General features: G+C 66.2%; 12 protein-coding genes. 7 read left to right on the top strand and 5 right to left on the bottom strand.

Translation table 11 applies throughout. The features are described from left to right. Nucleotides 1–252: 252 nt before the first annotated feature. From IU450_RS19200 to IU450_RS19190, 3 genes are read left to right on the top strand one after another with little or no spacing between them, the layout of a single operon-like run. Nucleotides 253–681, top strand: a complete 429-nt coding sequence (locus tag IU450_RS19200) for a hypothetical protein (RefSeq protein WP_195151136.1) — start codon at nucleotides 253–255, stop codon at nucleotides 679–681. Next, entirely contained in the window at nucleotides 678–1814 is a 1137-nt protein-coding gene (locus IU450_RS19195) for a hypothetical protein (RefSeq protein WP_195151135.1), read from the top strand. The genes IU450_RS19200 and IU450_RS19195 overlap by 4 nt, the downstream gene beginning before the upstream one ends. 4 nt (nucleotides 1815–1818) lie before the next feature. Beyond that, a complete protein-coding gene (locus IU450_RS19190; RefSeq protein WP_195151134.1) occupies nucleotides 1819–2802 on the top strand; it encodes an FAD-dependent oxidoreductase in 984 nt (327 codons plus the stop codon). 16 nt (nucleotides 2803–2818) lie between these two features. On the opposite strand, the gene IU450_RS19185 is transcribed toward IU450_RS19190, so the two are convergent. Continuing rightward, nucleotides 2819–3325, bottom strand: a complete 507-nt coding sequence (locus IU450_RS19185; protein ID WP_195151133.1) for a helix-turn-helix domain-containing protein — start codon at nucleotides 3323–3325, stop codon at nucleotides 2819–2821. Between the two features lie 477 nt (nucleotides 3326–3802). On the opposite strand from IU450_RS19185, the gene IU450_RS19180 reads away from it, so the two are divergent. The 3 genes from IU450_RS19180 to IU450_RS40950 all read left to right on the top strand — a co-directional run bounded on the left by IU450_RS19180 (nucleotide 3803) and on the right by IU450_RS40950 (nucleotide 6491). Next, nucleotides 3803–3982 carry a hypothetical protein gene (locus IU450_RS19180; protein WP_195151132.1) on the top strand — a complete coding sequence of 60 codons (180 nt, stop codon included), beginning with the start codon at nucleotides 3803–3805 and terminating at the stop codon, nucleotides 3980–3982. Nucleotides 3983–4608: 626 nt separating this feature from the next. After that, nucleotides 4609–5430, top strand: coding sequence for a hypothetical protein (locus IU450_RS19175; protein ID WP_228834822.1), 822 nt, complete (start codon nucleotides 4609–4611; stop codon nucleotides 5428–5430). Between the two features lie 302 nt (nucleotides 5431–5732). Continuing rightward, a complete protein-coding gene (locus IU450_RS40950; protein WP_324197729.1) occupies nucleotides 5733–6491 on the top strand; it encodes a TauD/TfdA family dioxygenase in 759 nt (252 codons plus the stop codon). A gap of 219 nt (nucleotides 6492–6710) precedes the next feature. Here IU450_RS40950 and IU450_RS19165 read toward each other — a convergent pair whose 3' ends face one another. Beyond that, on the bottom strand, nucleotides 6711–7493 hold the full coding sequence (locus IU450_RS19165) for a hypothetical protein (protein WP_195151129.1): 783 nt from the start codon (nucleotides 7491–7493) through the stop codon (nucleotides 6711–6713). Nucleotides 7494–7598: 105 nt separating this feature from the next. Here IU450_RS19165 and IU450_RS19160 point away from each other — a divergent pair, with 105 nt between their 5' ends. Next, the gene (locus IU450_RS19160; RefSeq protein ID WP_195151128.1) at nucleotides 7599–7856 is read left to right on the top strand and encodes a hypothetical protein; all 258 of its coding nucleotides are present in this window, start codon (nucleotides 7599–7601) and stop codon (nucleotides 7854–7856) included. Between the two features lie 286 nt (nucleotides 7857–8142). Here IU450_RS19160 and cysC read toward each other — a convergent pair whose 3' ends face one another. The 3 genes from cysC to IU450_RS19145 are packed head-to-tail and all read right to left on the bottom strand — an operon-like array spanning nucleotide 8143 to nucleotide 11828. Continuing rightward, on the bottom strand, nucleotides 8143–9978 hold the full coding sequence (gene cysC, locus IU450_RS19155) for an adenylyl-sulfate kinase (RefSeq protein WP_195151127.1): 1836 nt from the start codon (nucleotides 9976–9978) through the stop codon (nucleotides 8143–8145). After that, nucleotides 9978–10910 (bottom strand): sulfate adenylyltransferase subunit CysD, encoded by a 933-nt coding sequence (gene cysD / locus IU450_RS19150; protein ID WP_195151126.1) that lies wholly within the window; start codon nucleotides 10908–10910, stop codon nucleotides 9978–9980. The genes cysC and cysD overlap by 1 nt, the downstream gene beginning before the upstream one ends. A gap of 9 nt (nucleotides 10911–10919) precedes the next feature. Then, entirely contained in the window at nucleotides 10920–11828 is a 909-nt protein-coding gene (locus IU450_RS19145) for a helix-turn-helix domain-containing protein (protein ID WP_195151125.1), read from the bottom strand. Nucleotides 11829–11904: the final 76 nt, after the last annotated feature.

Here is an 11904-nt window from a genome sequence, read left to right as displayed (position 1 = left end):
CGATGATCGGTCAGGCGCGGCGCTCGGCATCGTTTTCGTGCTGTTCGACAGACCGGTTGCCGAGGGTCGGGCGGTGGGGCGGGTTGCGGAGTGTGACGTCTGATGGGTTCCGTATGGCGCGGGCGCGCGAGACGCGCAATGGACGACACGGCGGAGTACGCCGGAAGCGCGCGAGACGGAGGAACCGGCTTCGTCCCGAACCCTGCGACGGTGCGTGCGGTCGAACATCGCACCCGGCTACTGCTGCAACGCATGCAGGTGCGCGAATTGCTGACCATGCGCCAGCTGATCGAGCGCTATTGCGAATTCACCGGCGCTACGGTGCTTCTGCAGGAGAGATTGCTGCCGGTCGATTGCTTCTTCGCGATCACGCTGAAGCTCTCGTCGCCGCCGGACACCTATGTCATCGCGTATCAGAAGGCGACGCCCGCGTGGCATCAGGACCACGGGATCGGGCACGAGTTCGGCCATATCATCGCCGGACACTACGAGGCCGAAAGCGTGCATCGCCATTCGGCGATGTCGCCGAAGATGGAATGGGAGGCGGAGTACACGGCGAACCTGCTCGCGCGGTGGGCGTATCAGGTGGGCAAGGTGCTCGATCGGCAACGTGCGCTCCGTCCCCTACAGCGGGCCGAGGATTGGTCGCTGCCGCTGCAGGAGAGAATGGGCTGGCTGTGATCTACATTCCGCACGGCTGGCTCATCGCGGCATTCGCCGCGGCCATGCTCTGGAAGGCGAGTCAGTACCGCAGGAACAAGGACGTCGCTCTGCTCGCGGTGGTGGGGGCTTTCTTCTTCCTCGCATCGGGATATGCCTTCGGCGAGTACGTGCAGGACCGGTCCGACCCGTGGTTGCTGACCGCGATGGGATACGAATTCGTCGGCACCGTTCTGCTGATCGGGTCCAAGGTGTGCGTCGTAGCGTTCTTCGTGCTGGCCTCACGGCGCACCGCGCAGACGAGGAAAATCCTGTTCGCCCTCGGTATTCCGCTGGTCGCGTCGTTCGTCGTCCTGGCCGTCTGCGCTGTCGTCGCGGGCCCCGACGCGAAGCCCTATGGATTCGCCGACCCGGCCGTGGTCGGGTTCAATCTCGGGGAGAAGCTGATCACGTTGCCGACGGGGATGCTGATCGTTTTCTACTGCTTCGCATATATGCGATTGCTGTCGGGGACGCCGGCGCACGGAATCATGCTCGCGGCGATAGGCGCGGTGTTGATGCTCGCCGCCACCGTGACCTTCACGGTCCAGCTCGGGTACTACGCGGCGTCGGCGCGGCCACCGCGAGCGCTCGTCGTGCTGGGGCGGTGGGAGGTCTATCTCGGGCAGCTCGTCTTCCTCTTGGGTGTGTCCTGGTATGGCTTGGTGATGCGCGTCCGAGCTGTGGTCCTCGGTCTCGGGGCCTTGCGTGACGTTCTGTTGCTGTGGCGGCTGTGGCGTTTCGCGGTCGGCGTGATCACCCGGTTCCTTCCCGAACGGCGGATGCCCGGGTTTCGTGTCCGGGAGCCGCTGGCGGCCATCATGGAGCGGCGTCAGGCGATGATGGTCGACATTCGTGATGCGCTGATGCTGCTCAGCCCCCAGATCGACCCCACGTCGACCGCTACGGTCTCCGGGTACGCGCGCGAACTCCAGCGCGTCGCCGCGGCCAATCGCGAGCGGCCGGTGCTGTACGGCGAGCCGCACCGCGCGGCCGTGGACAAGGCTGATACGTTCGATGCGGACCGAAAACTGCTCGTGGCCTTGGCGGCCGACCTGGGGGAGAACATGGTTCGGGTGCGTCGTCAATGGGCCCGGCCCACGGCGAAGGTGTGACCAGATGTTTCGAGCGGAGGTCATCGGTTGCGGTATCGGAGGGGCATGTGCCGCTCTGGCGATGGCGAAAGTCGGTGCCCGCGTTCAGGTCTACGAGACCTCGGCGCGCACTGCCGAAGTGGGCGGGTGGGTCACCCTCGGCCCCGCGGCGTCGACCGCGCTCGATCAGATCGGGTTGGGCGAGAAGGTCAGGGCGGCCGGATTTCCGGTAGTCGGCGTCAGCACGGTCGACACGCTCACCGGGCGGACCGGATCCTTCGCCCGGACCGAGCCCGGTCATCGCTGGTCCAGTACCCACGTGTGGCGCAAGGATCTGCTGGCACTGTTGCGAGAAGGCCTGGAACAAAGGAATATTCCGTGCGACTACGGAACTCGGGCCGATCCCGGCAAACGCACGGGTGATCTGCTGGTCGGCGCGGACGGTGCTCGTTCGGCCACTCGGCGCATGCTCGGCGATCCCCGCGAGCCCACGTATACGGGACAAGCCATCAGGTACGGGCACTGCCCGGTTCCGGTGCGTGGGCTACCGACGAACGTGCTGCACTTCTGGTCGCACCCGGAGGGGGTAGCGGGATACGTGGGGGACACCCGCGACGGATCGTTCTGGTTCAGCAGGCGACACGTCGCGCCCGCGGCGGTCGACCCTGACGTGTTCCTCGAGGCGCTGCTTGCCACCCCGGTGGCCGAGGTGCTGGAGCTTTCGGAGGTCAGCGCACCGATCGCGCTGTACGAACTGGAACCCGAGGGGAACTGGCACAATGCGGACACCGTCCTGATCGGCGATGCGGCGCATGCCGTGTCACCGGCGGCGGGACGGGGCGCGACGTCCGCCATCGAGGACGCGATCGTCTTGGCGAAGACGCTGCGCAGCGCGAACTCCATTGCCGCGGCGTTGGCGTCCTACACGGAAGCTCGTCGCCCGATAGCGCAAGCGACCTATCGCCCGGGCCCTGCTCCGCGAGTTTCAGCGACGGATCTGCAACTCTGATTCGAGTCGGAGGGGCTCACTCCGAGGCATCGGAGGTCTCCTCGTCATCTCCCGTAACGGCTGGTCGGCGATAGAGTTCGTGCTGCTGGAGATCGCGCAGGATGTTGCCGACTATGGTGCCGAAGGTCGACCTGCCGAGTTCGTTCAGTGTGCTGAGTTCGGACAGGCGGAAGCCGATGGCCTCCACGCCCGCCTCGGACAGTTCCGTGGCCAGCCGCGATTCGACACCGGCCTGGTGCGCGGCGGCGCCGTCCAGGAATTCGCGCACGTCCACGCCCAGTGCGACGGAAATCCCCTCGATGGTGCGGAAACTGGGATTGCGGACACGTCCGAGCCGGATATGCGAGACCTGGGCCGGACTGAGGGGATAGCCGAGCGCGGTCGAGCGCTCGGCGATGTCTTTATTGGAGTAGGCCCGTGCATCCCGGTGCTGGGCAGCGGCGATCACCCGATTGAGGTGTCGCGCGATGGGACCGGCGTCTTCCGTCGGCTCACCGCTGAAGTCATCTCCGTCGTCAGACACGACCTGTGCCACCAACCTCCTGATTCGGCCCGTCCCCGTGCAAGCATGGTATCCGGCAGTAAAGGATCCGAGCGCACAGGCTAGAGATCTAGCGCTTTACAATCGGATCCTATCGCTCTACGCTCGTATCCGAACCGATTACGGAGATGTCACCGGAAGCCGGCTTCGTGTATCGACTGTGGAGGGGATAGCCGATCCACGAAGCCGGCGTTGACGTTCAAACTTATGCGCTTCACCACCCCGACCGTCATATCGATGATGGCGGCAGATATGCGCGCCTTTCCTGACAGCACACCGTGACGATCCGGGGTCGCGGGCAGCCTACCGCCATCCGCTTCTCGGCAGATGCGGACGTTCGCGACCGCGCGCTCAGCGGCATGAGCGCACACCTCGGCTGGGGTATAGCCAGTTTGGCCATGATCTCCTGGCAGCCCAGCTCGGTGAAACATCGACTCCCTAAGATCCGATTCGATCAGCGTGGAGTCCAATCACGCACCTGCCATAGCTTTGCTCATCGGAATTCTCGTGCTCACCACCCTCGTGGTGGTGACACTTCGGTGGCGCGGCAAGTCCTGGCTTGTGGTGGTGCTCGGTGGTGTGGCCGCGGTGGCCATCGGCTACGTCGTGGGCCTGGAGGCGATCTTTCTGATGTGGTGAAGACCCGTTGCACACGGAGTCGATCACCGTGTTCGCGCCCGAAAATCGGCATGTGGGCGCGTTCGCGAGATCAACTGGTGGCCAACCGAACCGCGCGCCCACAGGCATGAGGCGACGTCGATGCTGAACGCCGCTGGCCCGCACGGAGAGGGTCACGTCGCCGAACTCCCTCCGGCGAACCGCCGTTGAGCTACTAGCTCTCGTCGCCGAATTCGGTTCACTGCCGATCAGGAACGGCCCGCATCAAGATTCGTGACCGGACAACGGAATTCGTTGCCATGGCGGCGGTCGAACACCCGCATGGAGATCTTGCCCTGGGATATTCTGGCGGTATGCGTACCTCGGCGGCGGTCCCGCACCCACCGGTGGCTGTTGTCCGTGGACCTGGGGTCGGGGGGACCGCCCCGAATCTCAACGCCCGGATACAGGCTGAGGCGCAACGGACTGCGGTGGCATTGGCCGCGGTCCCGACCCATGCCGGTCCGGTCGAGCGCACCGCAGCGCTACAGCGGGCAGCTGCTGCGGCCGACAGGTTGGTCGGCGCTATCGCGGCGGAGGCCGGGCCGGTGGTTGGCGAGGATTTGCCTGCCGAGTCGGTGAGTCAGTCGTTTTTCCGAGTCCGTGAGGTGGACTTGTCCGATCAGCAGGCAGCCCTGCACGGCGTTCTGGTCATCCATCGAGGTGTGCGGGACCTTTGCAGCGCCCCGCTGTCGGGTGCCGATTTGGCGGTGGAGGTCGCGGGTATGCGGCAGGCCGTACTCGACCTTACCGGCGCCGCAGGGGACGACGGACAGTCCCTTGACGTCGTGACCATTCCCGAGATACCTGACGGAGTTTCGTTGGAGGACGAGTGGACAGCCCGATGGCTCATCGGGCACCAGGTCCACGTTCTGTTCAACATCTGCGCCGCGGTCGCGGTGACCGACGCCGCGCATCATCTGCGCCACGGTGCGGGTGATGCTGCGCTGGCACGGCTCGAACACGCGACCACCTACGTGCGGGGTTTTCCCGCGGCGATGATTCACGCCAGCACGATTCCGGTGGACTACTATTTGGCGACCGTCCGCCCCACCATGCAGCCGCCAGAGGTTGCGACCCCGCTGAGTGGCCGACAGCACCGGGGCTACAAGACGTTCCGCGCCGCGATGAAAGACCTCCTCAAAGCTGTGCCCGACACCTACGAGCGGTTGGTTGCGCGCGATCCGGAACTCGCCTATGCCAGGGACGCGCTGCTCGAGGCGGACCTCATCGACAGCGAACGCCATGTCACCCTTGCCTATTCGATGGTCCGACTACGCCGCTCCATCGCGCAGACGGCGACCGGCCCGGAAAACGCTGTCGGCGAACTCCGGCTGATGCGGCATCGGCGGGCTGCCCAGTACGCACCGTTGATCCGATTCGGGGACCACTACGTCGCCGACGCCGTGTCAGCCCTACGGCACGGATAACACTCCGACGTGCTGCGCCACCTCGATCTGTGAACAGTTGCCCTGCCGCTGATGTGCTGAACCGGGAGAGAGCGTCGATGCACGAAATCGTTGACACCGTCGACTTCGCAGACCTGGAGTTGAACCCAACTGACACAACCGAGATCGACCGACTCGCTCGTACCTTGTGCACGGGAGATCAGGACCGGGTGGACGACCCTGCGTGGGTCGCGCGGGCCCGTCATTGCTGGGATGCGTTACCGCTGAGGCTGCGTCGCGGTGTTCGGCAGTTCCGCCGACACTCGGGACCGCTCGGGTCACTGGTGATCCACGGCCTGCCGGTTGACGAGACGATGCTGCCCGCCACACCCTCGACACCGGATTCGGTGCAGCGTGCGGCGGTCGTCTCCGCTGCCGTACTCACCATGATCGCCTGCGGACTCGGTGACCCGATCGCCTATCTGGCCGAGAAGTCCGGGGCTCTCGTGCAGGACGTCGTACCGGTGCGAGGCAAGGAATCATTCTCGGGCAACGCCGGTTCGGTGTTGCTGACCTTCCACAACGAGAACGCTTTCCACCTGCATGAACCCGACTATGTGCTGCTGCTGTGCCTTCGTGGCGACCACGACCGGGTCGCCGGTCTGCGTACCGCCTGTATTCGTCGAGCACTGCCCCTGCTCAGCACAGGGGCCCGGGAAACGCTGTTCGCACCAGAATTCATCACCGCACCGCCGCCCTCTTTCCCCTCGGACAACGCCGCGCGCTCGCCGCAGCCGCTGCTGTCCGGCGCTATCGACGACCCCGACATCCGGATGGCCACGATCGCGACGACCGCGCTGACGCCGCGCGCCGAGGCAGCGCTGAACGAATTCGGCCTAGCCTGCGACGCTGTCTCCCGCACCACGGTGCTGACACCCGGCGACCTGGCCATTCTCGACAACCGAGTCACCGTCCACGGCCGCACCGCATTCCGACCTCGCTACGACGGCGCGGACCGCTGGTTGCAACGCACGTTCGCCATCGCCGACCTGCGCCGCTCCCGCGATCACCGGCCAGACGACGGATACATCCTCACTCGATGATCCAGGGTTCCCGACAATCCGGACTTCGTCCTCGAGGAGGATGAAGTCGTGTCATCGAGGATGAAGTATTCGGCCGAGCTGTGTGAGTTCTCGAAACGCCGCGACTCTTAACCGGCGTACGCGCGAGTGCACCTGTGTGCCCCGCGCAGTAAGCGGCATGAGCGTGTATCGGATCCGGGCCTGTTCGTACACCGACGCGAGTCGGGCCGCTTCGATGGCTCAGGTCGGCCGAATGTCTCGCAACCGTTCGTCAAGCGGGAACTGGTTCGTGGTCAGGTAGGACACCCAGTCGGCTGAGTCGAAGACGCAGTTGCCCGATTCGATCCTGTCGAAGTCGGCTGCGACCAGTTGGACCGCCCGCCACAGGTCCGCGTCGTCGTCACCGTAGCGGCGCATGGTTACTCGGCCGGTGGGGTGGCGCAGACAGAAGACACCGTGGTCCATCTCCGCTAATCGAGGCGGGGTCTGTAAGAAACACCCGTCTGTGTCCAGCCCTGCTTCCCGTGGTGTACGACCACCGAGGACCCTCCACACGACCCGCGTTCCCAGCACCTCGCTGACCTGAGTGGACCAGAACCGATCATCGTGCCGGGCATCGGCCATGACAGTGAACTCGTCTGACACCCACGGCTCGGTGCGGCGCCGCACCGTCGCGACATGTCGAACCCGCACCTCGTCGACGACCAGTCGAATCCGCCCAAGGTCGATGTGGATGTGAATGACCAGAAGCCCACCGAGGTCGGCGGTTTCGACCCCTTGCAGGTAGTGGTCGGGACCAGGCGCGGCGGATGCCTCGAACTCGACCGGAGCGTCGGCCACCAGTTCGTACACATCGATCGTCGAGACATCTCCCGGCCGCGGTCCCCACTCGACATACTCTTCGAACTCGAGGGTGACCGCACCGTCGGGTGACTGCGCAACCCGTGCCAGGTGGCCGTCCTCGAAGCCGCGGCGCTCTTCAAGCCACGCTTCGAGCGCGGAAACATCGGAAATAGGGACCACGATGCGATCCTGCCAAGATGACACGATCACGACCAGCGAATAATGACGTCATCCGAGATCCACTGTTGGACGATGGTCACAGGGAACTGATGGAGGTGGCGTCGGGTGTCGGATACTCAGCCGGGCGTCATCGAGGTCGAGTTCACCGATGCCGACGGTGTGACGCACAGCTTGATCGACAAGGTGTGGATCTTCGGCGCACCCGACGACTTGGGCTCGAATCCGGCCTATCCAGTGCCGGTGGAGATCGGCGTGCATCTCGTCGAACAGGTCGGTGACGCGACGGTCGTCGACCTCGAATGGGAGCCACACAACACTGACCGCATGCGGTATGTCGTTGCGAGTACGGACATAGTGCACTGAATCAGCGCACGACCTGCGACGTGACCGCGTCGGCCGGGTCGGCGCCGACTTGTCGCCTATGTGAGGTCGCCTCGCGCGGAGGCGGGCCACGCGGAGTTTGGCTACACCGTTCGCGGTGACCGGCTCAGCACGAGACTCGGCATCACTACCGGCCACGCAGATGACATGGTCGCTCGGTCCGTGCTTCCCCGCCCTCTGGTCCCGAGCGGGACGCATCACCGAGGTCGACTTCAGTTTTCGGATGCGTCCCGCGAGCCCGCCCGCGCTACCCAGCGCCGATACCGGATCACTCCAACCGGTTCAGTCGCGCGATGATCGTCGCGGCCATCGACGTGGGGTCGCCGTGGTCGGGCCGCAGGACGATCTCGGCTTCGGTCGGCGCTTCGTACGGGTCGTCGATGCCGGTGAAGCCGCGGATCTCACCCGCGCGGGCCTTGGCGTACATGCCCTTGGGGTCGCGGGCCTCGCAGACCGCCAGGGGCGTGTCGACGAACACTTCCAGGAACGGGATGCCCGCCGCCTCGTGTGCGGCGCGGACGCGGTCACGGTCGGCACGGTACGGGCTGATCAGCGAAACCACCGCGACTACACCGGCGTCGGCGAACAGTTTCGCCACTTCGCCGACGCGGCGGACGTTCTCTTCCCGGTCGGCCGCGCTGAAGCCGAGATCCGAGTTGAGGCCGTGGCGCAGGTTGTCGCCGTCGAGGAGGAATGCCGGGCGGCCCGCGGCCACCAATCTGCGCTCCAATTCCACGGCGACGGTGGACTTTCCGGAGCCGGACAGGCCGGTCAGCCAGACCGTCAGGCCGCGGGTGGCGCGCTCGTCGCGTTCGACGGCGGTGGAGTGCCAGACCACCCGCGAGGAGGGCAGGCTCGGGCCGGTGATCATGCCCGCGGCGACGGTGTTGTTGGTGGTGTCGTCGACGAGGATGAAACTGCCGGTGGCGCGGTTGCGGCGGTACGGGTCGAACAGCAGGGGCTGTCGGGTGCGCAGTTGGACGCGGCCGATCTCGTTGAGCGACAACGACTGCGCGTGCTCGTCGCGGTGCAGGGTGTTGACGTCCAGCCGGTAGTCCAAGGAGCGCACCTCGGCAGTGGCCGCGCGTGTGGTGTGCCGGAGGGTGTAGGTCGCGCCAGGGGTCAGCTGAGTGTCCTCGGCGAACCAGCACACCATCGCGTCGAGATCACGGCCTGCGGTCGGGCGATTGTTCGGACGGCAGATCAGGTCACCGCGGGAGATGTCCAACTCGTCGGCGAGCTGAATGGTGACCGCCTGCGGCGGGAAAGCCTCCGCGACCGGCACTCCGCCCGGACCCCAGATCGCCTCCACCGTGGTGGTGAAGCCCGACGGCAGCACCGCCACTTCGTCGCCGGGTTTGAAGACCCCGCCCGCGACGGTGCCCGCGTAACCGCGGAAGTCCTGCGCGTGGTTGCGGGTGACGTACTGCACCGGGAAACGCGAGTCGATCAGGTTGCGGTCGGAGGCGATGTGCACCTCTTCCAGATGGTGCAGCAGGGGAGTGCCCTCGTACCACGGCATGCTCGCCCCACGGTGCACGATGTTGTCGCCGTGCAGCGCCGACACCGGCACGAAGGTCAGGTCGGAGACGTCCAGTTTGGAGGCCCACCGCGCGAACTCCTCCCGGACCTCCTCGAACCGCTCCTGCGACCAGTCCACCAGGTCCATCTTGTTCACGCACAGCACCAGGTGCGGAATGCCGAGCAGGCCGGCCAGGAACGCGTGCCGCCGGGTCTGCTCCACCACGCCCTTGCGGGCGTCCACCAGGATCAGCGCCAGGTCGGCGGTGGAAGCGCCGGTCACCATGTTCCGGGTGTACTGCACGTGCCCCGGCGTGTCCGCGATGATGAATTTCCTTCTGGGCGTGGCGAAATAGCGATGTGCCACGTCGATGGTGATGCCCTGTTCGCGTTCGGCGCGCAGACCGTCGGTGAGCAGGGCCAGGTTGGGATAGTCGTCGCCGCGGTCGCGGCTGGTGCGCTCCACCGCGGCGAGCTGATCGGTGAACAGCGTCTTGGAGTCGAACAGCAGCCTGCCGATCAGCGTCGACTTGCCGTCGTCGACGCTGCCCGCGGTAGCCAGGCGCAACAGTGTGGTCGTCATCAGAAGTAGCCTTCGCGTTTGCGGTCTTCCATGCCTGCCTCGGAGATGCGGTCGTCGGCGCGGGTGGCGCCGCGCTCGGTGACCCGCGCCGCGGCGACCTCGGCGACCACCTCCGCGGGTGTGGCTGCCGTGGATTCGACGCAGCCGGTGCACGTCGCGTCGCCGACCGTGCGGAAACGCACGGTGGCCTCGTAGGGCTGCTCGCCGTCGAGCAGGTGGAGAAAGCGGGTGTGCGCCAACAGCATTCCGTCGCGCTGCACCACCGGCCTGCGGTGCGCGTAGTAGAGCGGGGGCAGTTCGATGCCCTCGGCGGCGATGTAGCTCCAGATGTCCAGCTCGGTCCAGTTCGACAGCGGGAACACCCGGATGTGCTCGCCGGGCCGGTGCCTGCCGTTGTAGAGGTTCCACAGCTCGGGGCGTTGCCTGCGCGGGTCCCACTGGCCGTACTCGTCGCGGAAGCTGAACACCCGTTCCTTGGCGCGGGCCTTCTCCTCGTCGCGCCGCGCGCCGCCGAAGACCGCGTCGAAGGCCCCTTCCTGGATCGAGCGCAGCAGCGTCGTCGTCTGCAACCGGTTGCGGGAGGCGCGTGGCCCGGTTTCCTCGACCACCCGACCCGCATCGATGTCGTCCTGGACCTGCCCGACGACCAGGCGCAGGCTCAGGCGCGCCACCGTCTCGTCGCGGTAGGCGATCACCTCGTCGAAATTGTGCCCGGTGTCGATGTGCAGCACCGGGAACGGCAGCGGCGCGGGCCAGAAGGCCTTCGCCGCCAGGTGCAGCATCACCACCGAGTCCTTGCCGCCGGAGAACAGCAACACCGGGCGCTCGAATGTCGCTGCCACTTCACGGAATATATGCGCCGACTCGGCCTCGAGTGCGTCCAGATGGGGCAGCTCGTAGGTGCTCGCCGTCGACTTCGCGTACTGGCTCACACCGCAAAACTAGAACACGTTTCGGTTGTCGGTCAATGGTTTGTGCCCCCCGGAGTTCGCCGTCACCGCGTCGGCGGCGGCGACCAGCGCGCTGCCGCGGCGGGCGATCTCGGCACCGGTGATGGAGCGGCCGACGTACATCGTGAGCACCATGTTCTGCCTGCCGTCGCCGTCGTAGGTCGGGGCGGCGAGCAGGCTCACCGCGTGTTCTTTGCGCGGCCGCAGGTCCGAGCCCAGATATACCCGCTCGCCGAGGCTGGTCACCAGCTCGCCGACCAGTTCGCGCAGCTCGGGAGGTAGATCGCGGTCGGCGACTCCGGCCAGCAGCGAGTACAGCCGCCGCCCGGCCGTGGTCATGCTCTCCACCAGGAATCCGCGCTCACGGCATTCGGCGAGCACCTGGCGCAAGCGCGCTTCGTCCTGGCGCAGCGGCACTGCGGGCGGCTTGGCGAGCCAGGCGTCGAACGCCGCGTCGGTGTCCCAGAGCACGTACATCAGGCCGACCGGCGGCGCGAAGTGGTAGGCCGCGCCCACCTTCACCAGGCCTGGTCCGGTGCTCTCCAGCACCATGATCTGCTCGCCGACGACGGCCGACGCCGTGCAGGTCGTGTGGTACTGCGTGGAGAGTTTCTCCAGCTCGACGCGGGCGAGCGCGGAGATGGCGAAGCTGTCCTGCGCCACCCGCCCAGCCGCGATCAGCGCCGGTCCGAGCCCGTAGGTGCGGGTGTCGGCGTCGCGCATCAGGTAGCCGCCCGAGGTCAGCTCGGTGAGGATGCCCAGGCAGGTCGGTTTGGCCAGATCGAGCTCGCGGGCGAGCTCGGAGAGTCCGAAGCGTTTCCCGCGCTGTTCGACGAAGAAATCCAGGACCTGAACCACTCGTGCGGTGGGCGCGGACCGACGGCCGACCCTCGAGACCATTGACCACTCCTAGAACACGTTCTAATCTTTCCTTAATTGAAATGTACCAGAGTGGTACATATTTGGAACACCGGAG

It is taken from the genome of Nocardia abscessus, assembly GCF_015477775.1.
GTDB lineage: Bacteria > Actinomycetota > Actinomycetes > Mycobacteriales > Mycobacteriaceae > Nocardia > Nocardia abscessus_A.
The sequence above is the reverse complement of the archived record's forward strand: the minus strand, read 5'-3'. Positions and strand labels throughout refer to the sequence as shown.

Bases quoted from the DNA above. Each gene is read 5' to 3' on its own strand.
- IU450_RS19200 (WP_195151136.1), top strand. From the start codon at position 253: ATGCAGGTGCGCGAATTGCTGACCATGCGCCAGCTGATCGAGCGCTAT.
- IU450_RS19190 (WP_195151134.1), top strand. From the start codon at position 1,819: ATGTTTCGAGCGGAGGTCATCGGTTGCGGTATCGGAGGGGCATGTGCC.
- cysC (WP_195151127.1), bottom strand. From the start codon at position 9,978: ATGACGACCACACTGTTGCGCCTGGCTACCGCGGGCAGCGTCGACGAC.
- IU450_RS19145 (WP_195151125.1), bottom strand. From the start codon at position 11,828: ATGGTCTCGAGGGTCGGCCGTCGGTCCGCGCCCACCGCACGAGTGGTT.